Origin of the sequence: Rhodoblastus acidophilus, assembly GCF_900187365.1 — a bacterium.
Lineage (GTDB): Bacteria > Pseudomonadota > Alphaproteobacteria > Rhizobiales > Beijerinckiaceae > Rhodoblastus > Rhodoblastus acidophilus.
On sequence record NZ_FYDG01000005.1, the window covers coordinates 210,364 to 234,117 of the forward strand.

General features: G+C 64.3%; 24 protein-coding genes. 13 read left to right on the forward strand and 11 right to left on the reverse strand.

The genetic code is table 11. The annotated features are described in order from the left end of the window. Positions 1 to 20 precede the first annotated feature (20 nt). Entirely contained in the window at positions 21 to 1,802 is a 1,782-nt protein-coding gene (locus CFB24_RS12625; RefSeq protein ID WP_088520966.1) for a chloride channel protein, read from the forward strand. Here CFB24_RS12625 and CFB24_RS12630 read toward each other — a convergent pair. Both CFB24_RS12630 and CFB24_RS12635 read right to left on the reverse strand, forming a co-directional pair. Next, on the reverse strand, positions 1,799 to 2,767 hold the full coding sequence (locus tag CFB24_RS12630; protein ID WP_088520967.1) for a tyrosine recombinase XerC: 969 nt from the start codon (positions 2,765 to 2,767) through the stop codon (positions 1,799 to 1,801). The genes CFB24_RS12625 and CFB24_RS12630 overlap by 4 nt on opposite strands. Before the next feature lie 44 nt (positions 2,768 to 2,811). Next, positions 2,812 to 3,132, reverse strand: a complete 321-nt coding sequence (locus tag CFB24_RS12635) for a DUF1476 domain-containing protein (protein WP_088520968.1) — start codon at positions 3,130 to 3,132, stop codon at positions 2,812 to 2,814. A 316-nt stretch (positions 3,133 to 3,448) separates the two neighbouring features. Here CFB24_RS12635 and purC point away from each other — a divergent pair, with 316 nt between their 5' ends. From purC to CFB24_RS12680, 9 genes are all read left to right on the forward strand, one after another. Next, positions 3,449 to 4,213 carry a phosphoribosylaminoimidazolesuccinocarboxamide synthase gene (gene purC / locus CFB24_RS12640; RefSeq protein ID WP_088520969.1) on the forward strand — a complete coding sequence of 255 codons (765 nt, stop codon included), beginning with the start codon at positions 3,449 to 3,451 and terminating at the stop codon, positions 4,211 to 4,213. Positions 4,214 to 4,223: 10 nt separating this feature from the next. Then, on the forward strand, positions 4,224 to 4,463 hold the full coding sequence (gene purS / locus CFB24_RS12645; protein ID WP_088520970.1) for a phosphoribosylformylglycinamidine synthase subunit PurS: 240 nt from the start codon (positions 4,224 to 4,226) through the stop codon (positions 4,461 to 4,463). Between the two features lie 21 nt (positions 4,464 to 4,484). Then, complete coding sequence (gene purQ / locus CFB24_RS12650; RefSeq protein ID WP_088520971.1) at positions 4,485 to 5,168, forward strand: phosphoribosylformylglycinamidine synthase subunit PurQ; 684 nt, start codon at positions 4,485 to 4,487, stop codon at positions 5,166 to 5,168. A gap of 143 nt (positions 5,169 to 5,311) precedes the next feature. Continuing rightward, positions 5,312 to 5,704: a 50S ribosomal protein L19 gene (gene rplS / locus CFB24_RS12655; protein WP_088520972.1), complete on the forward strand. Its 393-nt coding sequence runs from the start codon at positions 5,312 to 5,314 to the stop codon at positions 5,702 to 5,704. 159 nt (positions 5,705 to 5,863) lie between these two features. Further along, positions 5,864 to 7,276 (forward strand): 3-isopropylmalate dehydratase large subunit, encoded by a 1,413-nt coding sequence (gene leuC / locus CFB24_RS12660; RefSeq protein ID WP_088520973.1) that lies wholly within the window; start codon positions 5,864 to 5,866, stop codon positions 7,274 to 7,276. A gap of 9 nt (positions 7,277 to 7,285) precedes the next feature. Next, the gene (locus CFB24_RS12665) at positions 7,286 to 7,792 is read left to right on the forward strand and encodes an OsmC family protein (RefSeq protein WP_088520974.1); all 507 of its coding nucleotides are present in this window, start codon (positions 7,286 to 7,288) and stop codon (positions 7,790 to 7,792) included. After that, positions 7,793 to 8,218 carry a metallopeptidase family protein gene (locus CFB24_RS12670; RefSeq protein ID WP_088520975.1) on the forward strand — a complete coding sequence of 142 codons (426 nt, stop codon included), beginning with the start codon at positions 7,793 to 7,795 and terminating at the stop codon, positions 8,216 to 8,218. A 21-nt stretch (positions 8,219 to 8,239) separates the two neighbouring features. Continuing rightward, positions 8,240 to 8,845: a 3-isopropylmalate dehydratase small subunit gene (leuD, locus tag CFB24_RS12675; RefSeq protein WP_088520976.1), complete on the forward strand. Its 606-nt coding sequence runs from the start codon at positions 8,240 to 8,242 to the stop codon at positions 8,843 to 8,845. A gap of 54 nt (positions 8,846 to 8,899) precedes the next feature. After that, the gene (locus tag CFB24_RS12680) at positions 8,900 to 10,078 is read left to right on the forward strand and encodes a lytic murein transglycosylase (RefSeq protein ID WP_088520977.1); all 1,179 of its coding nucleotides are present in this window, start codon (positions 8,900 to 8,902) and stop codon (positions 10,076 to 10,078) included. A gap of 3 nt (positions 10,079 to 10,081) precedes the next feature. On the opposite strand, the gene CFB24_RS12685 is transcribed toward CFB24_RS12680, so the two are convergent. The 4 genes from CFB24_RS12685 to CFB24_RS12700 are packed head-to-tail and all read right to left on the reverse strand — an operon-like array spanning position 10,082 to position 13,103. Continuing rightward, positions 10,082 to 10,690 (reverse strand): TPM domain-containing protein, encoded by a 609-nt coding sequence (locus CFB24_RS12685; RefSeq protein WP_158255193.1) that lies wholly within the window; start codon positions 10,688 to 10,690, stop codon positions 10,082 to 10,084. After that, positions 10,690 to 11,472 (reverse strand): TPM domain-containing protein, encoded by a 783-nt coding sequence (locus CFB24_RS12690; protein ID WP_088520979.1) that lies wholly within the window; start codon positions 11,470 to 11,472, stop codon positions 10,690 to 10,692. Before CFB24_RS12690 ends, CFB24_RS12685 begins: the two co-directional genes overlap by 1 nt. 15 nt (positions 11,473 to 11,487) lie before the next feature. Continuing rightward, entirely contained in the window at positions 11,488 to 12,084 is a 597-nt protein-coding gene (locus CFB24_RS12695) for a LemA family protein (protein ID WP_088521026.1), read from the reverse strand. Between the two features lie 35 nt (positions 12,085 to 12,119). Next, the gene (locus CFB24_RS12700) at positions 12,120 to 13,103 is read right to left on the reverse strand and encodes an NADPH:quinone oxidoreductase family protein (protein ID WP_088520980.1); all 984 of its coding nucleotides are present in this window, start codon (positions 13,101 to 13,103) and stop codon (positions 12,120 to 12,122) included. Positions 13,104 to 13,232: 129 nt separating this feature from the next. Between CFB24_RS12700 and CFB24_RS23070 the strand changes: the two genes are divergently transcribed. From CFB24_RS23070 to CFB24_RS12720, 3 genes are all read left to right on the forward strand, one after another. Further along, the gene (locus CFB24_RS23070) at positions 13,233 to 13,946 is read left to right on the forward strand and encodes an invasion associated locus B family protein (protein ID WP_176440439.1); all 714 of its coding nucleotides are present in this window, start codon (positions 13,233 to 13,235) and stop codon (positions 13,944 to 13,946) included. 156 nt (positions 13,947 to 14,102) lie between these two features. Next, positions 14,103 to 16,040 carry an acetate--CoA ligase gene (gene acs, locus CFB24_RS12715; protein ID WP_088520981.1) on the forward strand — a complete coding sequence of 646 codons (1,938 nt, stop codon included), beginning with the start codon at positions 14,103 to 14,105 and terminating at the stop codon, positions 16,038 to 16,040. Between the two features lie 164 nt (positions 16,041 to 16,204). Then, positions 16,205 to 16,858 (forward strand): PilZ domain-containing protein, encoded by a 654-nt coding sequence (locus tag CFB24_RS12720; RefSeq protein ID WP_088520982.1) that lies wholly within the window; start codon positions 16,205 to 16,207, stop codon positions 16,856 to 16,858. A gap of 66 nt (positions 16,859 to 16,924) precedes the next feature. On the opposite strand, the gene olsB is transcribed toward CFB24_RS12720, so the two are convergent. From olsB to CFB24_RS12745, 5 genes are all read right to left on the reverse strand, one after another. Further along, positions 16,925 to 17,836, reverse strand: coding sequence for a l-ornithine N(alpha)-acyltransferase (gene olsB / locus CFB24_RS12725; RefSeq protein WP_088520983.1), 912 nt, complete (start codon positions 17,834 to 17,836; stop codon positions 16,925 to 16,927). 242 nt (positions 17,837 to 18,078) lie between these two features. Then, complete coding sequence (locus CFB24_RS12730; protein ID WP_088520984.1) at positions 18,079 to 19,680, reverse strand: ABC transporter ATP-binding protein; 1,602 nt, start codon at positions 19,678 to 19,680, stop codon at positions 18,079 to 18,081. Further along, a complete protein-coding gene (locus tag CFB24_RS12735) occupies positions 19,680 to 20,777 on the reverse strand; it encodes an ABC transporter permease (protein ID WP_088520985.1) in 1,098 nt (365 codons plus the stop codon). Before CFB24_RS12735 ends, CFB24_RS12730 begins: the two co-directional genes overlap by 1 nt. Further along, positions 20,777 to 21,880, reverse strand: a complete 1,104-nt coding sequence (locus CFB24_RS12740) for a microcin C ABC transporter permease YejB (protein WP_088521027.1) — start codon at positions 21,878 to 21,880, stop codon at positions 20,777 to 20,779. Before CFB24_RS12740 ends, CFB24_RS12735 begins: the two co-directional genes overlap by 1 nt. Next, positions 21,880 to 23,730 (reverse strand): extracellular solute-binding protein, encoded by a 1,851-nt coding sequence (locus tag CFB24_RS12745; RefSeq protein WP_088520986.1) that lies wholly within the window; start codon positions 23,728 to 23,730, stop codon positions 21,880 to 21,882. The genes CFB24_RS12740 and CFB24_RS12745 overlap by 1 nt, the downstream gene beginning before the upstream one ends. Between the last annotated feature and the right edge of the window lie 24 nt (positions 23,731 to 23,754).

Below are 23,754 nucleotides of genomic sequence, written 5' to 3' on the forward strand. Positions count from 1 at the left end.
CCGGCGCCAAGACCTCCATAGTGCCGCCAGACCCTCAAACATCCAAAACGTCGAAACCCTCGCCGACCGGGCGCCTTCTCGGCGGCGTCCGCGCCTTCCTGCGCGCCAATGAATTCGCGCTGGTCGCCGCCGCCGCGCTGATCGGCGGACTCGCCGCGCTCTGCGTCATCGCGATGACGCAGACGGCGATCTTCTTTCACGAAAAAATCTACGACCTGCCGTTCGACGTGCGCCTCAGCGCCGCCGCCAAAGTCTCGCCCTGGGCCGCCTTTTCCACGCTGATCCTCGCCGGTCTGGCCCTGGGCGCGATGGAGAGCTGGCGGCGCCGCAAAAAACAGCCCGCCGCCGTCGATCCCGTGGAGGCCAACGCCCTGCGCGGCGGCCGCATGTCGCTGCGCGACAGCGTCGTCGTCGCGCTGCAAACCCTGGTCTCCAATTCCGCCGGCGCCTCGGTGGGCCTCGAAGCCGGCTACGCCCAGATCGGCGCCGCGCTCGGCTCGACGCTCGGACAGAAATTGCGGCTGCGCCGCAATGACCTGCGCCTGCTGGTCGGCGCCGGCGCCGCCGCCGCCATCGCCGGCGCCTTCAATGCGCCGCTGACGGGCGCCTTCTACGGTTTCGAGGTCGTGCTCGGCTCCTACGCCATTTCCGGCGCCGCGCCGATTTTCGCGGCGGCGATCTCGGGAACGCTGGTGACCAAGCTCGTGGCCGTCGCGCCCTATCAGATCGAGACGCCGCACTTGCAGCCGCTCGTGTTCAGCTCCTATCTCCTGCTGATCGGGCTGGCGGCGCTGACCACGGCGCTGGGCGTGTTCGCCATGCGCGCGGCGGGCTTCGCCGAAAAGGCGCTCGACGCCACCCGAATCTCACCCCTGTTTCGCCCCGTGGTCGGCGCCGTGATCGTCGCCACGCTCGCGGTGTTCACGCCGCAAGTGCTTGGCGCCGGGCATGGCGCGCTCGCCCTCGACGTCGCCACGGATTTTCCGGCCGCCGTGCTGCTGGCCTTCCTCGGCATGAAGCTGGTCGCCTGCCTCGCCTCGCTGGCGAGCGGATTTCGCGGCGGCCTGTTCTTCGCCTCCCTGCTGATGGGCGCGCTGCTCGGAAAAATTTACGCGCTGGGCCTGGCGCAATTCGCTCCCGCGCTCGCGCCCGATGCGACCCTGTGCATGCTCGCGGGGATGGCGACGCTGGGCGCGGTGATCGTCGGCGGCCCCCTCACCATGGCTTTCCTCGTGCTCGAAGGCGTGTCCGATTTTTCCGCCGCCAGCGCCATCATCGCCGCGACCGTCGCCGCCAATCTCATCGCTCGCGCGACCTTCGGCTATTCCTTCTCGACCTGGCGGCTGCATCTGCGCGGCGCGACGATTCGCAGCGCCAACGACATCGGCTGGATCGAAGAGTTGAAAGTGGGCAAGCTGATGCGGCCGGCGCCGCCCACCGCGCCGGTCTGGATCGACCTCGACGCCTTCTGCCAGCTGTTTCCCGCCGGCGGCGAGCAGTTTGTCGCGCTGATCGACCGCGAAGGCCGCTACGCCGGCCTCGTCAACACGACGGAGGCGCACGCGCAGGCGCGCGACCGCGAGGGTTGGGCGAAAGACCTCGCCCGCCACGCCGACGTCCGGCTCACCCCCGACATGAACGCCAAGACGGCGATGGCGCTGTTCGACAAGGCCGAAGCCGACCTGCTCGCGGTCGTTCATCCCGTCACGCGCGCGCCGCTCGGCGCGGTCACCGAAACCTTTCTGGCGCGGCGCTATGCGGAGCACGCCGACGCCGCCGCGCGCAACGCCATCGGAATTTAGGCTGTTGTCGCGCGCGGATGCGCCGATTGATAGGCGTCGAGCAGCCGCGCCCTGTCGACGGCGGTGTAGATCTGCGTCGTGGACAGGCTGGCGTGTCCGAGCAGTTCCTGGATCGACCGCAGATCGCCGCCGCGCCCCAGCAGATGCGTGGCGAACGAATGGCGCAGGGCGTGCGGCGTCGCCGAATCCGGCAGACCCAGCGCGCCGCGCAGCCTTTGCACCGTCAACTGGATGATTCGCGGCGACAGCGGCCCGCCGCGCGCCCCGACAAACAACGGCCCGTCCGCCGCGAGCGGGTGCGGGCAGAGGTCGAGATAGCTTTCAACCGCCGCGCGGACCGGCTGAATCACCGGAACGGCCCGCGTCTTGCCGCCCTTGCCGACGATGGTCAGGCTGTCGACGGATCCGACCGGCGCGTCGCCGCGCTTGATCGCCAGAGCCTCGGAAATGCGCAGGCCCGCGCCATAAAGCAGCGCCAGCGCCGCCGCGTCGCGGGCGACGATCCAGGCCGGACGCGCTTCATCGTCGCCTTCGCCGGACGCCAGTTCGCGCGCCTTGTCCACGGACAGGGCCTTGGGCAGCACGCGCGCCAGTTTGGGCGAGCGCACCTTGGTGAAAACGTCGATGGACACGATGCCTTCGCGGCCCAGATGCCGCGCGAACGACCGGAGGCCGGCGAGTTGCCGCAACAGCGAGCGCGACGACACGCCCTGCGCGCGCCGATGCGCCATGAACGCGCGGACATCCGTCAGCTTCAGCGCCGCCAGAGCGGGAAGCGTGACCGCCGCGTCAAACCGATCGCGCAGAAAAGAGAAAAATTGCCGGAGATCCCGCGCGTAGGCGTCGCGCGTCAGCGGCGAAACCCGCCGCTCGCCGGCCAGCCGGCGCAACCAGGCGCCGGCGAGCGTGGCGAGCTCCGCATCGGCATGCGGAAAAGCGAGGACGGAAGGCTCGGATTTGGACATGCGCCCAATTTACCTTGAGAAGGTTAAAGCCTGCCGCCCAAAACTCAGCTGTTCTTGACCGCGTCGAGCGCCTGGGCCCGGAACTCCTCGAAATGCCGGACGATCTGATGTTCGGACTGGGCGACGCCCGCAGCCGTGAACTCCTTCAAGACGGCGGCCACGACCTTCTTCGAATCGTGATCGACGACTCCCTCGGCGACCAGATCCTTGGCGTAATCCTCCGCCGCCGTTCCGCTCTTCCCGAGCTTCTCCGCGGCCCAGAGCCCGAGCAGCTTGTGCGCTCGGGCCAAGGCCTTGAACTGAAGCTCTTCGTCATGCGCGAACTTGTTCTCGTAGGCGTCTTCGCGCTTGTCGAACGTGGACATGAGTTTTCCCTTCCATTTTCAAGGCCGTTGCTCGCAATTATATATCGGCTTGGAATCGGCTATGCCAGTAACCCTTCTGTCCAACATGTCGCAGTTCGCGCGCCCGAGATCACGCTTGCGCGACGAATCCGGTTGTGCTCCGGCTCGGAACGGGCTAGGAACCTTGCAAACGCGTCGCGATGTCGTGAGCGCGCGCGAAAGCAGGTTATGCCGCTGTCGCGCCTTGCGGAGAGTTGGACGCATCGTCGCGGAAGGCGAGGCGCGCATGCGAACGACCGGACCTTCCCTGGATTTCTCGAAGTGATCGGTTGAACCCATGAACCGCCGCCGTCGCATTTACGAAGGCAAGGCCAAGGTGCTTTACGAAGGCCCGGAGCCTGGCACGCTCATTCAGCATTTCAAGGACGACGCCACCGCCTTCAACGCCAAGAAGCATGAAGTGATCGACGGCAAGGGCGTCCTGAACAACCGGATTTCGGAATATATTTTCCAGAATCTGAACGACATCGGCGTTCCCACCCATTTCATCCGCCGCCTCAACATGCGCGAGCAGTTGATCCGCGAAGTGGAGATCGTGCCGCTCGAAGTCGTGGTGCGCAATGTCGCCGCCGGCTCGCTGTCCACCCGGCTCGGCATTGAGGAGGGCTCGCAGCTCCCCCGCTCGATCATCGAATTCTACTACAAGAACGACGCGCTCAACGACCCGATGGTGTCGGAAGAGCACATCACCGCGTTCGGCTGGGCCACGCCCCAGGAAATCGACGACATCATGGCGCTGGCCATCCGCGTCAATGATTTCCTCACCGGCCTGTTCCTCGGCGTTGGCATCCGCCTCGTCGACTTCAAGATGGAATGCGGCCGCCTGTGGGAAGGCGACATGATGCGCATCGTCGTCGCCGATGAAATCTCCCCCGATTCCTGCCGTCTGTGGGACATCAAGTCGAACGACAAGCTCGACAAGGACCGCTTCCGCCGCGACATGGGCGGGCTGGTCGAAGCTTACGCCGAAGTGGCGCGCCGCCTCGGCATCATGCAGGAAAACGAAAAGCCGCAGGCCACCGGCCCCAAGCTCGTGCAGTGAGGTTTTGTCGATGAAAGCCCGTGTCACCGTCACCCTGAAGACCGGCGTGCTCGACCCGCAGGGCAAGGCGATCGAAGGCGCGCTGCACTCGCTCGGCGTCGCCGGCGTGGCGTCGGTGCGCCAGGGCAAGGTGTTCGACATCGAAGTCGAAGGCGACGACGCCGAAGCCGCCAAGGCGGCTCTGGCCGCCGCCAGCGAAAAACTGCTGGCCAATACGGTCGTCGAAAACTACCGCGTCGAAATCCTCTGATTTCGGGTTCAAGAGGTTTTGATGAAAGCCGCGATCGTTCTTTTCCCCGGCTCCAACCGCGAGGGCGACGCTTTTCGCGCGCTCAGACAGGCGGGGGCGGATGCAAGCATCGTCTGGCATGACGACCATGCGCTTCCGGCGGGAACCGACCTTGTCGTCCTGCCCGGCGGCTTTTCCTATGGCGACTATCTGCGCTGCGGCGCCATCGCCGGCCGCGCCAAGATCATGGACGCCGTGCGCGCTCACGCCGCGCGCGGCGGCTATGTGCTGGGCATTTGCAACGGGTTTCAAATCCTGTGCGAAAGCGGCCTGCTGCCGGGCGTGCTGATGCGCAACCGCGACCTGCGCTTCGTCTGCAAGCGCCAGTTCCTGCGCGTCGAGCGCAATGACACCGCTTTCAGCCGCGCCTACGCCAAGCATCAGGCGATCGACGTCGCCATCGCCCATGGCGAAGGCAATTACGAGGCGCATGACGAGACGATTCGCGAACTGGAGGACCAGGGCCGGGTCGCCTTCCGCTATTGCAACGCCGACGGCGTGGTCGGCGGCGACGCCAATCCCAATGGCTCGACCAACGACATCGCCGGGATTTATTCGGAAAAGCTCAACGTGCTCGGCATGATGCCGCATCCGGAAAACCTGATCGACCCGCTGGTCGGCGGCATTGACGGACGCGGCCTGTTCCAGAGCCTTGTCGCGGCATAAAGGCTCGACAACGGCCGGATAATTCTGTATGGGACCGCCTCCGGCCGCAAAGCCGGACCAAAGCCGCCCACGTCTCGCGCGGGCGGAAAACAACTCACAACAGCGTTCCGAAACGCTCGCCGCAAGGCGAAACGGAGAATGACATGGACCTTATCAAGCAGCTCGAAGCCGAGCAGATCGCCAAGCTTTCCGAAAACAAGACCATTCCGGAGTTCGGTCCCGGCGACACCGTGATCGTCAACGTGAAGGTCAAGGAAGGCGACCGCTCCCGCGTCCAGGCCTATGAAGGCGTGGTGATCGCCCGCAACGGCGGCGGTCTCAACGAGAGCTTCACCGTCCGCAAGATTTCCTATGGCGAAGGCGTGGAGCGCGTGTTCCCGGTCTATGGCCCGCTGATCGACTCGATCAAGGTGGTCCGTCGCGGCAAGGTGCGTCGCGCCAAGCTCTATTACCTCCGCGACCGTCGCGGCAAGTCGGCCCGTATCGCCGAGCGCACCGACCTCAAGGCCAAGGCCAAGACCGCCAAGGGCGAGTAACCCTTTTTGGGGTGAAAAAACTCGACTTTTTGCGAAGGCTGGCCGCTGCGCCAGCCTTTTTGCATTTGCAACTCAAAACTGTTGCGCCTTGCGCCGCAAAGCGCCAGATAGACTCAACATTTCCGGGCGGACCGATCCGCCGCGACAGGGACAATAAACATGACCACGGGCAAGCCGCGCACTCTGTATGACAAGATCTGGGACGATCACGTCGTGGACATTCAGCCAGACGGCACCGCCCTGCTCTATATCGACCGCCACCTGATCCACGAAGTCACCAGCCCCCAGGCGTTCGAGGGCCTGCGCATCGCCGGCCGCAAGGTCCATGCGCCGGCCAAAACCCTCGCCGTGGTCGATCACAACGTCCCGACCACCGACCGCTCCAAGCCGATCGAAGACCCGCAATCCAAGGCGCAGGTCGAGCAGCTGGCGATCAACGCGGCCGACTTCGGCGTCGAATATTACAATGAACACGACCGCCGCCAGGGCGTCGTCCACATCGTCGGCCCCGAACAAGGCTTCACCCTGCCCGGCGCGACCATCGTCTGCGGCGACAGCCACACCTCCACCCATGGCGCGTTCGGCGCGCTGGCCCACGGCATCGGCACCTCCGAGGTCGAGCATGTGCTGGCGACCCAGACCCTGATCCAGGCCAAGGCCAAGAACATGCTGGTCAAGGTCAATGGCAAGCTCGGCGAAGGCGTCACCGCCAAGGACATCGTGCTGGCGATCATCGGCAAGATCGGCACCGCCGGCGGCACCGGCTATGTCATCGAATATGCTGGCGAGGCCATCGAGAGCCTGTCGATGGAAGGCCGCATGACCGTCTGCAATATGTCGATCGAAGGCGGCGCCCGCGCCGGACTGATCGCCCCGGACGAAAAGACCTTCGCTTACCTGAAGGATCGCCCCAAGGCGCCCACGGGCGAGGCCTGGGAGCGCGCGATCCATTACTGGAGCCAGCTCAAGTCCGATCCGGGCGCGCATTACGACGCCGTGGTCGAACTCGACGCCGGCAATCTTCCGCCGGTGCTGACCTGGGGCACCAGCCCCGAGGACGTCGTCACCATCGACGGCCTCGTCCCGACCGTCGAGAGCGGCAAGACCGAGGCGCAGCGCGCCAAGATCGCCCGCGCCCTCGACTATATGGGCCTCAAGGGCGGTGAGAAGCCGACCGACATCAAGATCGACCGCGTCTTCATCGGCTCCTGCACCAACGGCCGCATCGAGGATCTCCGCGCCGCCGCGAAGATTGCAGAGGGCAAGACCGTCGCCGCCCACGTCAATGCGCTGGTGGTGCCCGGTTCGGGTCTGGTCAAGGAACAGGCGGAAGCCGAGGGCCTCGACAAGATTTTCGTCGCCGCCGGCTTTGAGTGGCGCGAGCCCGGCTGTTCCATGTGCCTGGCGATGAACCCCGACCGTCTGGCGCCCGGCGAACGCTGCGCTTCGACCTCGAACCGCAATTTCGAGGGCCGCCAGGGTTTTAAGGGCCGCACCCACCTCGTCTCCCCCGCCATGGCGGCGGCGGCGGCGATCGCCGGCCATTTCGTCGACGTGCGCGACGTCAAGTAAGAGGCGCGGATGGACGCGGAACACCTGCGCGCGCTTCAGGCGCCGTTGAAGGAGAAATACAGGACGGATGCGCAATCCGCCCTGGTGACGCTCCATGCGCAGGGCGACGTGTCCGGCGACGGCCTGGCCTGCAAGGTCCAGACGTCGCGCGCCTTGATCGAGGCCGGTCTGCATCCCGCCACCGGCGGAACGGGCGTTCAAGCCTGTTCCGGCGACATGCTGCTGGAGGCCCTGGTCGCCTGCGCCGGCGTCACGCTGAAGGCGGTGGCGACGGCGCTGGACTTCAAGCTCAAGGGCGGCGCCGTGCGCGCCGAGGGCGATCTGGACTTTCGCGGCACGCTCGGCGTCGCCAAGGACGCCCCGGTCGGCTTCGTCGCGATACGCCTGTTGTTCGATCTGGAAACAGACGAACCGCAGGAGCGCATCGACGCGCTGACCAAGCTGACGGAACGCTATTGCGTGGTGTTCCAGACGCTGGCGAAGCCGCCGCAGATCACGCTGACGGTGAAGCGCTGAATGGGCAGCATCAACCCTCCCTCCGTCGATTGGGCGTTGCGCAAGGCGCCGTCGCTGGCCGATTTCGAGACGCTGGCGGAAGCCGCCTTCCTGCGCCTCCCCAAAAGGTTCCTGCGCTATTGCAACGGACTGGTGATCCAGATCGAGGACTTCCCGGACGAGGAAACGCTCGACGAAATGGGCTGCGAAAGCGAATTCGAGCTTTTGGGCCTGTTTCACGGGCGCGGCCTCACCCAGGGCGATGAGGTTCAGACCGGGCAGTTCCCCAACATGGTCTATCTCTACCGTCGTCCGATCCTGGACGCCTGGGCCGAAGGCGAGGAGTTGCTGGGCGATCTCGTCCGGCACGTCCTCATCCATGAGATCGGCCACCATTTCGGTCTGTCCGACGAGGACATGGAAACCATCGAGCGCGAAGCCGACTAGTTTAACAAAGCGAGCAAGACAATGGACAAGTTCACGGTATTGACGGGCGTGGCCGCGCCGCTGCCGATCACCAATATCGACACCGACATGATCATCCCCAAGCAATATCTGAAGACGATCGCCCGCACCGGCCTGGGCAAGGGTCTGTTTTCGGAAATGCGCTACAGGGAAGACGGCTCGGAAAACCCCGATTTCGTCCTCAACCAGCCGGCCTATCGCAAGGCGCAGATCGTCGTCGCCGAGGACAATTTCGGCTGCGGATCCTCGCGCGAACACGCGCCCTGGGCGCTGCTCGATTTCGGCATCCGCGCGATCATCTCGACCAGCTTCGCCGACATTTTCTACAATAACTGCTTCAAGAACGGCATTCTGCCGATCAAGGTGTCGAAGGAAGACCTCGCAAAGCTGATGGACGACGCCCAGCGCGGCGCCAACGCCACCATGACCATCGACCTCGCGGCGCAGGAAGTGCGCGGCCCCGACGGCGGCGTGGTGAAATTCGACATCGACCCGCATCGCAAGCACTGCCTGCTGGAAGGGCTGGACGATATCGGCCTCACCCTGGTCAAGGCGCCCAAGATCGGCGCGTTCGAATCCAAGATCGCGCAGGAGCGCCCCTGGATCTGACGACCGTCCGACAAGGCTGATGATTGGTTAACAAAATCAAGTTAGGCTCGGGGCATGAAAGTCCTGAGCCTTTCTCTTTGCACCCTTCTCGCGCTCGGCGTGTCCGCGCGCGCCGATTTCGATTCCTGCAAGGCGCGCATCAAGGCCGAGGCCGCGTCCGAGGGCGTGTCGGGCGCAACGCTTTCGCGCGCCCTCGACGACCTCGAGCCGAATGACGCCCCGAGCTTCCTCGGGGTCCAGCCGGAATTCTCGACGCCGATCTGGGACTATATCGCCGGACTGGTGGATGAGGAACGCGTCAGCGAAGGCCGCGCCGCTTTCGCCGCCAACCGGCAGGCCGCCGTGGCCGCCCAGCAGCGATTTGGCGTCGAGGCCGCCGCCGTCGTCGCGGTCTGGGGCGTGGAATCCAATTTCGGCAAGAATTTTGGCGCGCGTCCCGTGATTCAGTCGCTGGCATCGCTGGCTTGTCTGGGCAGCCGCCGCAACGACTATTTTCGCAGCGAGTTGATCGCCGCCCTGAAAATCGTCGATCACGGCGACGTCCAGCTTGATGAATTCACCGGCTCCTGGGCGGGCGCGTTCGGCAACACCCAGTTCATGCCCTCGACCTTCCTGCGCCTCGCCGTCGATATGGACGGCGACGGGCGCCGCGACGTGGTCGGTTCGGTCGCCGACGCCCTCGGCTCCACCGCCAATTTCCTGCGGTCTTCGGGATGGGTGAGCGGATTGCCCTGGGGTTTTGAGGTCGCGCTGCCGGAAAATTACCATGGACCGTCGGGGCGGTCGGCGAAGCATCCGCTGGCGAGCTGGGCGGCGCGCGGCCTGACCCGCATCGACGGCTCCGCCCTGTCCGGCTCGGGCGCGTTCGGCCTGCTGCTGCCCGCGGGACCGCAGGGACCGGCCTTCCTGGTGTCGCGCAACTTCGACGCCTTCTACGCCTATAATGCCGCGGAATCCTATGCGCTGGCCATCGCCTTGCTGTCCGACCGGCTCAAAGGCAAGCCGGGGGTGCGGACGCCCTGGCCCACCGACGACCCCGGTCTGTCGCGCGCCGAGCGCCGCGAGGTCCAGGCGCGGCTGGAACAGCGTGGTTTTGACGTCGGCGGCAAGCATGACGGCGTGATGGGAACCAAGACCCGCGAGGCGATCAAGGCGTATGAGGACGCCAACGGCCTCAAGCCGGACGGCCGCGCCGGCCAAAAAGTGCTCGAACTTTTGCGCGCGGGACGTTGAGGCTCAATCCAGCTTGATGAGGGCGTCCGGCAATTCGTTGCCGCCGCCTTTGGAGGGCGCGGCGCGTTCGAGCAAGGCGCCACAGCGGTCGATGGCCGCGACAAATCCCTCGGTCACCCGTCCGTCGCGCAAGCGCTCGGTGAGCAGCGCGATGGCCTCGCGCCATTCCTCGTCTGAAATTGTTTGCGCCAGGGCGCCGTCAGGCAGGATGCGCGCATAACGCTCCGCGAGCGACACGAAGATCAGCACGCCCGCCCGGCTTTCGGCGCCGCCGACGCCTCGCGTGAAAAATTGCTCGGTCGCGGCGCGGAACGCTTGCCGACGTCGTTCGGCGCGCGGAACCAGCGCGACCCCGAGCGAGGTGAGGCCCAACAGCAGCAGCGCGCCGAGAAAAACCGCGACTTGCAGCGCAAAGATAGATTGGGCGGACCAGTCCGTCGCCGACAACAGCGGCCACGGAACCAGGCACGCCAACACGCCGGCATAGCGCGCGGCGGCGCCGCCGGAATCGCAGGATTTTTGCGCGAGGACGCAGACGATCTGGCCGCTCGACCTCGCCTCGGCCCGCCGCACCGCCGCGACGATTTGCGTTTCATCGACCTGAGCGCGCATCACCAGTCTCCCGAAGCGCCGCCGCCGCCCGACGAGCCGCCGCCGCCGGAAAAGCCGGAATCGCCGCCGCCCGAAGAACCGCCCCATCCGCCGCCGCCGCTGGACCCGCCGGGACCGCCCATGACGATGAAGGGGCCTCCGCCTCCGCCACCGCGCCGACTTTGCCAGATGATGAGGATCACCAGGGCGACAATGAGGAAAGGCAGGATCGCATTGAACAGGGAGTCCGGCGAATCCTGACGCAGATCCGGCTTTTTCTGCCATTCGCTGGTGTCGGTGGTCAGAATCGAAATGACGTCGTCGACGCCCCGGTCGATCCCGCCGGCGAAATCGCCCGCCTTGAAGCGCGGGGCGACGCCATTGACGATAATCAGCTTCGACAAGGCGTCGGTCAGGACGCCTTCGAGGCCGTAGCCGACCTCGATCCGCACCTTTCGTTCCTTGGGCGCGACCAGCAGCAGGACGCCGTTGTTTTTTGTCTTCTCGCCCAGCCCCCATTTGCGAAACAGCAGATTGGCGAAGGTTTCGATATCCTGGTCCTGCAAGGAGGCGAGCGTCGCGACCACGAACTGGATGCTCGACCTGTTCTCCAGATCGGCCAGCTTGGACTCGACCGCCCGCCGGCTGTCAGGCGACAGAACATTGGCCTGATCGACCACACGGCCGGTCAGCTCGGGGAATTTCAGGTTCTGCGCCTGCGCGAGCGTCGCGAAGGTCAGCAAGACGCCCATGATCAGCCAGGCGAGCGCCTGCCGCGCCGGTGAAGGCCAAGCCTGCCGCATAGGCGCCTCCGCGCGTCAGAACTTCACTTGCGGCGCCGATTGCGAATTGTCCGAAGCGGCGAAGCCCGCCATCGGCTTCTTGCCGCGAAACACGGTAACGGCCCAGAGCGCCGACGGCAGGGTTTCCAGCGTCAGATTGTAGTCGCGCACGGCGGAGATATAGTCGCGCCGCGCCACCGCAATGCGGTTCTCCGTGCCCTCGAGCTGCGACTGCAGCGCCATGAAATTCTGGTTCGACTTGAGATCGGGGTAGCTCTCCGAAATCGCCATCAGACGCCCGAGCGCGCCGGAAAGCTGCGCCTGCGCGTCCTGAAACTGCTTGAGCTTATCCGGGTCCGTCAGCTGCGAGGCGTCCACATGCACCTGCGTCGCCTTGGCGCGCGCCTCGGTCACGCCGACCAGCACGTCCTTTTCCTGCTTGGCGTAACCCTGCACGGTGGCGACGAGATTCGGGATCAGGTCGGCGCGGCGCTGGTATTGGTTCTGCACGTCGGCCCATTTCGCTTTGGCTTCTTCCTCGGCGGTGGGGATCGTATTGTAGCCGCAGCCGGAAAGGCTGAGTCCGACGGCGGCGATGACGGCGAAATTTCTCAGCCGGGTCGAAAGGCGCATGGCTTGCATCCTCGTTTCAGGTCGTGCGGCTCAATCTAAGCTTGCGGCACCGCCAGCACAATCTTCCCCTGCGCCTTGCGTTCCTTGAGCAGGTTCAGCGCCTCGGCGATTCTCTCCAGCGGCAGCACCGCGTGGACGTGGGCGGAGATGGTCTTGTCCGCCGCCCAGGCGAACAGCTGCGCCATATTTGCGCGATGGGCCTCGGGCTCGCGTTTGACGAACTCGCCCCAATAGACCCCGATGATGGCGCAGCCCTTAAGCAGCGTGAGATTCAGCGGAATTTTCGGGATGTCGCCGGCGGCGAAGCCGACGACCAAAAACCGCCCGTTCCAGGCGATGGCGCGCAAGGCTTTTTCGCTGAATTCGCCGCCGATCGCGTCATAGACGCAGTCAACGCCGCGCCCGCCGGTCATGCGTTTCAGCGTCTCCTTCAAATCCTCCGTGGAATAATCGACGCCACGCTGCGCGCCAAACTCCCGCGCGAAAGCCAGCTTGTCCGGCGAGGAGGCGCAGGCGATCACCTCCGCGCCGAGAGCGCGTCCGATTTCGACCGCCGCCAGCCCGACGCCGCCGGAAGCGCCAAGCACCGCCAAAGTCTCGCCCGCTTGCAGCGCGCCGCGCTGCTTCAGCGCATAGAGCGTCGTGCCATAGGTGATGAACAGGCCGGCGGCCTGATCGTCGCTCAAACCGTCCGGCACAGGCGCGAGATCGGCGGCGGAGACGATCAGGCGCGACCGCGCGGCGCCGTAGGAGCAATAGCCGGCCACGCGCTGCCCGACAGCAAAACCCTCGACGCCCGCGCCGAGCGCGATCACACGGCCGCAAAACTCGCCCCCCGGCGAAAATGGCAACGCCGGCTTTACCTGATATTTATCGGCGATGATCAGCGTGTCGAAAAAATTGAGCGCCACGCGCGAGGGCGCGACGAGAATCTCGCCCGCTTCCGGCGTCGGATCGGGCAGGTTTCGCAAAACCAGATTTTCCGGCGGCCCGAAACTTTCACATAATGCTGCGATCATGCCTCTGCACCTTGGCGGGAGTTCCCAGTCTGGTCCGATTTCCGCCCAGTTCTTACCATATCCGGCTGGAGCTACGCTCTTGCCAAAAAGAAAACCACGCTATGATCCTCGCCAAGTGATTCGCCTGAAATGAAACCTGTCAACGGCTGCACCATGATCTCCTTTTTTCCCCGCAATGCTCGCACGCTCATGATCGGACTGCTCGCCGCGTCAGTCTGCGCGCTGCCCCCGACCGCAGGCGCGCTGGCCAAGGACAAGAAGGACAAGCCCGCGGCGGCGAGTCCCGCCGACAGCGAGGACGCCAAACCGGCCAAGGGCAAGGACGCCAAAGCCGACAAGGGCAAGAAGGCGCAAAAGGCCGACAAGACCGAGAAGACCGACAAGGCCGACAAAGCCTCCGACGCCAACAAGACGCTGCGGCTCGGCACGTTCGGGGAATGGGGCGCCTATCAGACCCAGGGCAAGTCGAAGACCTGTTACGCGCTGGCCAAGCCCAAGAGCCGGGAGCCAAAGGCCCTGACCCGCGATCCCGCCTATGTGTTCATCTCCACGCGGCCGGCGGAAAATGTGAAGAATGAAATCTCCATCATCATGGGGTTCGCGATGAAGGACGGCGCCGAGGCCACCGCCGAAATCGGCTCGACCAGCTTCAGCCTGCTCGCCAAAGGCGCCAACGCCTGGGTGAAAAACCCGGCGGAAGAAACCCAGTTCATCGCCGCCATGAAAAAGGGCGGAAAGCTGGTCGTCACGGCCGATTCGGTGAAGGGCAAGACGACCACCGACACGTATACGCTGACGGGGCTCGCCCAGGCGCTGGACAAGGTCCACAAGGAATGCCCCTGAGGCCGCCCGCTCGGTTTTGATCCCTCCAATGTCGCAGGACCAAAGTGTGATTGTGGCCCTGCTTGTGAGACATTACGCGCTTGAGCCATAATATGCGTAGATCGTCAGGCGCTCTGCTTGAAAAGAGTGGCGTCGATTGTTGTTGGGGAGGAATTCATGTCCGAGAAAGTTTATCCCGTTCCGGCGGAGTGGGAAAAGCGCGCCTTTGTCGATGACGCCAAATACAGCGAACTCTACGCCAAGTCGGTGTCGGACCCGGCGGCGTTCTGGGCCGAGCATGGCAAGCGCATCGACTGGATCAAGCCCTTCACCAAGGTGAAGGAAACGTCCTACGACCCCCACAATGTCTCGATCAAATGGTTCGAGGACGGCACGACCAACGTCTCGCTGAACTGCATCGACCGTCATCTCGCCAAGCGCGGCGATCAGGTCGCGATCATCTGGGAAGGCGACAACCCCGACGAATCCAGGAAGATCACCTACAAGCAGCTGCACGAGGAAGTCAGCCGCTTCGCCAATGTGCTCAAGGCCAAGGGCGTCGGCAAGGGCGACACCGTCACCATCTACCTGCCGATGATCCCCGAAGCGGCCTACGCCATGCTGGCCTGCGCGCGCATCGGCGCAATCCATTCGATCGTGTTCGGCGGTTTCTCGCCCGACTCGCTCGCGGGGCGCATCGAGGGCTGCAAATCCGCGGTCGTCATCACCGCCGACGAGGGCCTGCGCGGCGGACGCAAGGTGCCGCTCAAGGCCAACGCCGACGCCGCCATCGCCAAGACCGGCGACATCGTCAAGACGCAGATCGTGGTGAAGCGCACCGGCGGAAACGTCGCCTGGAGCGAAGGCCGCGACGTGTGGCTGCATGAGGAAATGGCGGCGGCCTCCGCGGATTGCCCCCCCACCGAAATGAACGCGGAAGACCCGCTGTTCATCCTCTACACCTCCGGCTCGACCGGCGCGCCCAAAGGCGTCGTCCACACCACCGGCGGCTATCTGGTCTATGCGTCGATGACGCATCAATATGTGTTCGACTATCACGACGGCGACATCTACTGGTGCACCGCCGACGTGGGCTGGGTGACCGGCCACAGCTACATCGTCTATGGCCCGCTGGCCAATGGCGCGACCACGCTGATGTTCGAGGGCATCCCCAATTATCCGACGATTTCCCGCTTCTGGGATGTGGTGGACAAGCACGGCGTCAACATTTTCTACACCGCCCCGACGGCGATCCGCTCGCTGATGGGCGCTGGCGAGGAGCCGGTGAAGAAGACCTCGCGCAAGACGCTGCGCCTGCTCGGGTCCGTGGGCGAGCCGATCAACCCGGAAGCCTGGGAATGGTATCACCGCGTCGTCGGCGAGGAGCGTTGCCCGATCGTCGACACCTGGTGGCAGACCGAAACCGGCGGCATTCTCATCACCCCGCTGCCCGGCGCCACCAAGCTCAAGCCCGGTTCGGCCACCCGTCCGTTCTTCGGCGTCCAGCCGCAGGTGGTTGACGCCAGCGGCGCCGTGCTCGACGGACCCTGCGAAGGCAATCTGGTGATCGCCGACAGCTGGCCCGGCCAGATGCGCACCGTCTATGGCGACCACGAGCGCTTCCAGCAGACGTATTTCTCGACCTATCCGGGCAAATATTTCACCGGCGACGGCTGCCGCCGCGACGCCGACGGCTTCTACTGGATCACCGGCCGCGTCGACGACGTCATCAACGTATCCGGCCACCGCATGGGCACGGCGGAAGTCGAAAGCGCGCTGGTGGCGCATCCGGCCGTCTCCGAAGCCGCGGTGGTCGGCTATCCGCACGACCTCAAGGGTCAGGGCATTTATGCTTATGTGACCGTGATGGAAGGCGTCGAGCCGACCGAAGAGCTGCGCAAGGAACTGGTGGCCTGGGTGCGCAAGGAAATCGGCCCGATCGCCTCGCCTGACGTGATCCAGTTCGCGCCGGGCCTGCCGAAAACCCGCTCGGGCAAGATCATGCGCCGCATCCTGCGCAAGATCGCGGAAAACGAGTTCGGATCGCTCGGCGACACCTCGACGCTGGCCGACCCGACGGTCGTCGACGATCTGATCGCCAATCGCGGCGGCTGATCTTCAACCGCGCGCAAAATAAATGCGGCAAGCCCCTCGTCCGCTGGACGAGGGGCTTTTTATGCCGCCCTCGTATCCTCGCCGCAGAATTCACGCCTTCGTTCAATTGCGAACTGAATAGTTAATCCCGTTCTTAGGCGGCGCCCGAATATTGGCGTTAGCGCTTGATTGACGATCAGTGCTTCATTGACGAGGTTTTCGAGATGAATATCGAAGCCATTGCCCGCGCGAACGCGCCCGAACGCCCGGCGGAAGCCGCCCCCTCGCTGGCGGATTTCCATGCTTTCCGAATCCACGGCTGCTTTTCGGTCAAGAGAAGGAGCTCCTCGCTGAACTGCGTGCTCCAGGGACTCAACGCCCGGGGACTCTTCTTGAAAACCTCGATCCGGCCCGAAGTCGGCGACGAAATCGACGCCGTGTTCGAACAAATCGGACGGCTGCAAGGCTCGACGGAAGAAATCACCGACGAGGGCGTGTTCGTGGCCATGCCGCCGGCGCTGATGAAAGGCCTGTTGGATCAGGTGATCTGGCTCCAGACGTCGGAGACCCAGCGCCGCCACCTGCGCATCCATCCGCGCGAGCCCCAGACCTCGATCAAGCTGAACGGAACGCACACGGCCCATCCGGCCACACTGGTTAATTTCTCGCTCTCCGGCGCCAGCCTTAAGAGCGACGTGACCGTTCAGCTCGGCGACAAGGTGACCTTTCACAACTTTACCGAGGGAAAAGTCGTCTGGGCGGCCGAAGGCGGATGCTTCGGCGTCGAATTTCTGCGCCCGTTCCGCCCCACGGAATTTTCCTGGAGCACCAGGCTCTGAGCCGGGCCTGCGCCAACGCCTCGGCCATCCCGGGCAGGCCCGGACTTCACCGCGACAGAACGCCGCTCACGCCGCCCTGGCGCGCGCGGACGCGTTGTCATCGAAATATTCGATGTAGCGCGTGTCGATTTCGGCGATGGGCATGATGACGAACACGTCGGTGACGCCAAACTGTCGATCGACCACCGCGCCCTTGCCGAATTTGGCGCCGACCCGCATATAGCCCTTGATGAGCGGCGGCAGCGACGCCAGCGCCCTGCGCGCATCGACGCTGGCCTTCGGCGCCCGGTTCATTTCGGTATAGCAATGCGCCAGCGGCGAGGTCTGCCATTCCGGCGCGGCCTGCGCGAAATGATGCAGGAAGCTCAATTGGTTGGTCATCTGGGACACGTCGGTCCCCTCGATGCTGGCGCATCCGATCATCGCGTCGATGCGGTAATGTTTGACGTAAGTCCAAATGCCGCGCCAAAGCATTTCGATGGTTTTCTTGCCGCGATATTCGGCCAGCACGCAGGACCGGCCCAATTCCAGAAAGCGCGACTGCGGATGCCGCGCCAGCAACGGGCCGATATCGAATTCCTGGGCGCTGTAGAATCCGAAATGCGCCTGCGCGACCTCCTGCCGCAACAGACGATAGGCGCCGACGACGCGCGGCTTGATCTGGCCGAAGCGGTTGCGCGCCATGTGATCGACGACGATGAGATGGTCGCAAACCTTGTCGAACCGGCAAATATCGCGGCGGGTCAGCGCCGCCTTGGGGTCAGGCGTCGCCCCGCCCTCTTCGAAAAACACTTTGTAACGCAGCTTTTGCGCTTTTCGGATCTCGGATTTCTTTACGGCGATGCGCAACTCAAGCGATCCGGACCATCCCAGGGACGGGCCGAAGCCGCTGTCCGACGGGTCCGTGAAGCGCTTGCCTGCGCGCGGCGGCCAGGGAAATTTTGCGGAAATGCCGGCAAATGGGGACAAGCGTTGCATCAAGCGATCCGATATCGTGAGCGTCAATAGCAAGCCGACGCTTCAATCGCCGCCGTCAGCCGATGCTTAGAGAGATAAGACGCTCACAAAAAACATTTATGACATTTCGACCCGCCGCCTGGGAATGACGGGGGCTTTGACAACCAAAGGTCGAAGGCGAACAGCCTCCGCGCCTGTTGCGCGGCAAGACTCGTAACAAAAGGGTCGCAAAATAAAAGCGCCGCAGGCGGCGACGTCCGCGCTTAATTCACCGGATCGGCCTCGGCGGCGAAGGCGGCGGCGAACAGCGCTCTTGTGTAGGGTTCGCGCGGAGCGGCGAAAATATCCGCCGCCGGCCCCTGTTCGACCGCCTTGCCGTCACGCAACACCAGAACCTCCGAGGCGAGCGCCTTGACCACCTTGAGGTCGTGACTGATGAACAGGTAGGACAAGCCGCGCCGGATCTGCAGATCGCGCAAGAGATCGACGATCTGGGCCTGAACCGAGCGGTCGAGCGCCGACGTCGGTTCATCAAGCACGATGACCTTCGGATCGAGCGCCAGAGCGCGAGCGATGGCGATCCGTTGACGCTGGCCGCCGGAAAACTCGTGCGGGTAGCGGTCCATGGTGGCCGGATCGAGGCCCGTGTCGGCCAAAGCCGCGGCCACGCGCGTGCGCCGCGCGTCCGCCGACAGGCCGCGATTCTGCACGAGCAGGCCTTCCTCAACGATCTCGGCGACGGACAGGCGCGGCGACAACGACCCATAGGGGTCCTGGAAGACGATCTGGAAATCCTTGCGCAGCGGCCGCATTTTTCTGGCGCCCAGCGCGTCGATATTCTGGCCGAGAAAGACGATTCGCCCCTCGGAGCGGATCAGCCGCAGCAGCGCCAGGCCCAATGTGGTCTTGCCCGACCCGGATTCGCCGACGACCGCCAGGGTTTGCCCTTGCCTCAGGCGCACCGACACGCCATCGACCGCCTTCACATACGAGGTCACCTTGCGGAATAGGCCGGTCTTCACCGGGAACCAGACGCGCAGATTGTCCGCGCTCAGCACTTCGGGCGCGGACGCGTCCGCAAGCGGCGGGTCGCCCTGCGGTTCGGCGGCGAGCAGCATTTTGGTATATTCATGCTGCGGCGCGTCGAAAATTGCCGCCGTGGGCCCCGTTTCGACCACGCGCCCCTGCCGCATCACCGCGACCTCGTCGGCCATTTTTTGCACCAGCCCAAGGTCATGGGTGATGAAGAGAATGGCCATGCCGTGGCGGGCTTGCAGATCGCGCAGCAATTTCAGGATTTGCGCCTGCACCGTGACGTCCAGCGCCGTCGTCGGCTCATCGGCGATCAGCAGGTCGGGATTGTTGGCGAGCGCCATGGCGATCATCACGCGCTGGCGCTGTCCGCCCGACAATTCATGGGGATAGGCGCCCATGCGCGCCTCGGCGTTCTGCAGGCCGACTTCCGTGAGCAATTCAAGCACGCGCGCGCGGCGCCGCTCGGACGAAGCCATGCCATGGACTTCGAGAATTTCCCCAATCTGCTTCTCGATGACGTGCAGCGGATTGAGCGAGGTCATCGGCTCCTGGAACACCATGCCGATCCGCACGCCGCGCAAATCGCGCAACGCGCTTTCCGGGGCCGAGATCAGCTCGCGCCCGTCGAAATGGATGGAGCCGCCTGAAATCCTGGCGCCGGGCGCCAGCAGGCGCACGACCGCCAGCGCCGTGACCGATTTTCCCGAACCGGACTCGCCGACAAGGCCGAGCGTCTTACCGCGCGCCAGCGTCAGCGAGGCCTCCCGCACGGCCGGAACGTCGCCGAAGCAGACGGAAAGGTCTTTGATGCGGAGAAGGGGCGCGTCCATCACAACCCCTTGCGCGGATCATAGGCGTCGCGCAGCGCCTCGCCGATGAAAACCAGCAGCGACAATGTCACCGCGATGACGGCGAAGCCGGACAGCCCGAGCCAGGGCGCCTGCAGGTTGCTCTTGCCCTGCAACAGCAATTCCCCCAGCGAGGGCGATCCCGGCGGCAAGCCGAAGCCCAAAAAGTCGAGCGACGTGAGCGTGGTGATCGAGGCGCTGAGGATGAACGGCAGGAACGTCAGGGTCGCCGTCATGGCGTTGGGCAATACGTGCTTCACCATGATTTTCCGGTTGCTCAACCCGAGCGCCCGCGCCGCCCGCACATAGTCGAAATTTCTCGCGCGCAAGAATTCGGCGCGCACGACATGAACGAGATTGACCCAGGAAAAGGCGAGCAGAATGCCGAGCAGCACAAAGAAGCTCGGCGTGACGATGGCCGACAGGATGATCAGCAGGTAGAGGCTCGGCAGCGATGACCAGATTTCGATGAAGCGCTGCATCAGGAGATCGGTCCAACCGCCGAAATAGCCCTGAACGGCGCCGGCGGCCACGCCCACCAACGACGAAATGGACGCCAGCAGCAGGCCGAACAGGACGGAGATGCGAAATCCGTAAATCAGCCGCGCCACCACGTCCCGTCCCTGGTCGTCAGTGCCCAGCCAGTTCCACTCGATGTCGCGGCAGGTTTGCGCGGCGCCGCCGTCAAAAGTCTTGCCATGCGCGCATTGCGCGTCGCTCAGCATCCAGGTCGGCGCGGAGGGCGCCGGGGTGGGAAGGCCGAGATTGTGCGTGTTGTAGGAATAACGGACGGGCGGCCAGATTATCCAGCCGTTGGCCTCGATTTCCTTGAAGATGACGGGATCGCGGTAGTCCGTCTCGGCGAGAAAACCGCCGAATTTGTCTTCCGGATAGTCGTGGAGGGCGGGAAACAGCCATTCGCCCTTGTAGGAAATCAGGATCGGCCGGTCATTGGCGATGAATTCGGCGCCGAGCGAGAGAAGGAAGGCGGCCAGAAACAGCCAGAGCGACCAGACGCCGCGGCGATGGGTGGCGAAGGCGCGCAGGCGTCGGCGCGTGATCGGCGTGAGCTTTAACATCAAGTCTCCCGCGTCTCGAAATCGATGCGCGGATCGATCCAAGCATAGGTGAGGTCGGAGAGCAGATTGATGAACAGGCCGAGCAAGGCGAAAATGTAAAGGTTGGCGAAGACCACGGGATAATCGCGGTTGAGCGTCGATTCGAACGACAGGAGTCCCAGGCCGTCGAGCGAGAAAATCGTCTCGATCAGCAGCGAGCCCGTGAAGAAAGCGGAGATGAACGCGCCGGGAAAGCCGGAAACCACGATCAGCATGGCGTTGCGGAATACGTGGCCATAGAGGACCCGGCGTTCCGTCAGACCTTTCATCCGCGCCGTCGTGACATATTGCTTGCGGATTTCCTCAAGAAACGCGTTTTTGGTGAGAAAAGTCGTGGTGGCGAAACTGCCGAGCGCCAGCGCCGTCACCGGCAACACGATGTGCCAGAGATAATCCTTGATCTTGCCGAGCGTCGAAAGCTGCGAGAAATCGTCGGAGGTCAGGCCGCGCAGCGGAAAAATTTGCCAGAACGAGCCGCCGGCGAACAGGACGATCAGCAGGATCGCGAACAGAAAGCTCGGGATGGCGTAGCCGACGATAATGACCGCCGAGGTCCAGGTGTCGAGGCGCTCGCCCTCGCGGCGCGCTTTGGAAATCCCGAGCGGAATCGAAATGGCGTAGGACAACAGCGTCATCCATAGCCCCAGCGACATGGAGACCGGCAGTTTTTCGCGGATCAACTGCAACACCGGCGCGTCGCGGAAATAGGAGCGGCCAAAATCGAACACCGCGTAATTGCGGACCATCAGCCAGAACCGCTCCAGCGGCGGCTTGTCGAAGCCGAACTGCTTTTCCAGCTCCGCGATGAATTTGGGATCGAGCCCCTGCGCGCCGCGATATTTGCCGGAAAACTCCGCCCCGGCGCCCGGCCGCGCCCCGGCCAAGGTCGATCCGCCGCCGCCGCCGAACCGCGACGTGGCGCCCGAGTCCTGCCCCTGCATTTGCGCGATTACGCGTTCGACGGGGCCGCCCGGCGCGAATTGCACAATGAGGAACGACAAAGCCAAAATCCCGAACAGCGTCGGGATCATCAGCAGCAGGCGACGCGCGATATAAGCGAGCATCAGCCCCGGGCCTTGGTCGCGGCGGCTTTGTCCGCGTCCCACCACCACAACGAGCTATAGGAGAGGTCAAGGCGCGGCGTCGCCTCGGGATGGCCGAAGCAATCCCAGGCGGCGACGCGGCGCGACAGGGCGTGCCAATGCGGAATCCAATAGCGGCCGGCGCGCAAAACGCGATCCAGCGCCCGGCAGATCACGACCAGTTCCACGCGAGTCTTGGCCTTGAGCGCCTGATCCACCAGCGCGTCCACGGCGGGATCGTCGATGCCCGGCAGGTTCATGCCGCCCGGCGATTTTCCCGAAGCCGAGCCGAAATAGGCCAGCAGTTCGTCGCCGGGAACGCCGCCGATCATCTTGCGGTCGGTGATCATGTCGAAATCGTAATTGTCGATGCGCGCCTTGTATTGCGCGGAATCGACGACGCGCAGCGTCGCCTCGACGCCGAGCAGACGCATGTTCTTGAACATGGGCTGCTCGACCTTGTCGAGGGCGTTGTTGAATTCCAGCGCCTCAAAGGCGAGGGGCGCGCCGTCGGGCAGCAGCAATTGCGACCCCTTGCGCTGGCATCCGGCTTCCTTCAGCAGAGTATTGGCCCGTTGCAGCAGCGCCCTGTCCTGTCCCGATCCGTCGGAAACCGGCGGAACGAAGGGCGCGCCAAAGACTTCGGCGGGAATTTTTCCGCGAAGTGGTTCGAGGATCGCCAATTCCTCCGGCGACGGCGGCTCCACCGCCTTCATTTCGGTATTTTCGAAATAGCTGACGTTGCGGGTATAGGCGCCGTAGAACAGGTTGCGGTTCGACCATTCGAAGTCGAGGCAGAGCCCCAGCGCTTCGCGGATGCGCGCGTCCTTGAACACGGGGCGGCGCAGATTGAAAAAGAAGCCCTGAAAGCCGGGGCTGCGCCGGTCCGGGAATTCCAGTTTCGTCACGCGGCCGTCGCGCATGGCGGGAAAATCGTAGCCCGTCGCCCATTCCGACGCCGTGAAACTCTCGTGCAAATTGACGGCGCCCGACTTAAAGGCTTCAAAACCGACGGCGCGTTCGCCGAAATAGTCGTAGCGGATCAGATCGAAATTGCCCTGGCCGCGATTGACCGGCAGGTCCTTGCCCCAATAGTCCTTGACGCGTTCGTAGGAAATGTAGCGACCCTGCTCGAAACCGCCGATCTTGTAGGCGCTGGAGCCAAGCGGAGGCTCGAGGCCGGCGCGGCCGAAATCGCGCTTGGCGTAATACGCCGCGGAAAAAATCGGCTGGCCCGCGATATTGAGAATGGAATCCCGCCCGAACCCCTCCTTCAACACCACGAGAACCCGATCCGCGGCCTCCGCCTCCGCGCGGTCGAGATCGCGCAGGAACTGCCGGATGATCGGGTGCCCCTTTTCGCGCAGGACATTGAGCGAAAACACCACATCCGCCGCCGTCAGCGGGGAGCCGTCATGGAAACGCGCCTGCTTGCGCAGGAAGAAGCGATAGGTGCGCTTGTCGTCCGAATATTCCACCGCCTCGGCGACAAGGCCGTAAAGCGCATTGTCCTCGTCGAGACTGCCGGCCATCAGCGCGTCGTATATGCTGCTTAGACCCTGCGCCGGATTGCCTTGAAGAATGTAGCCGTTCAGCGAGTCATAGGACGTTCCCGCCGCTTCCAGGATCAACTGACCGCCCTTGGGCGCGTCGGGCCGCGCATAGGGAAAGGCGGCGAAGTCCGGGGGCAGCGCCAGATCGCCAAATGACGACAGTCCGTGGCTACGATGCGGCAGGCGCGGTTCGGCGCGCGCGCCGCGAAACAACGGCAGCGTCGCGGCGGCGGCGAGCACGGCGCGACGGGAGAAAACGAGTTTATCGGTCAGTATCATGCGACGCCGGCGCTCCGCTGGCTC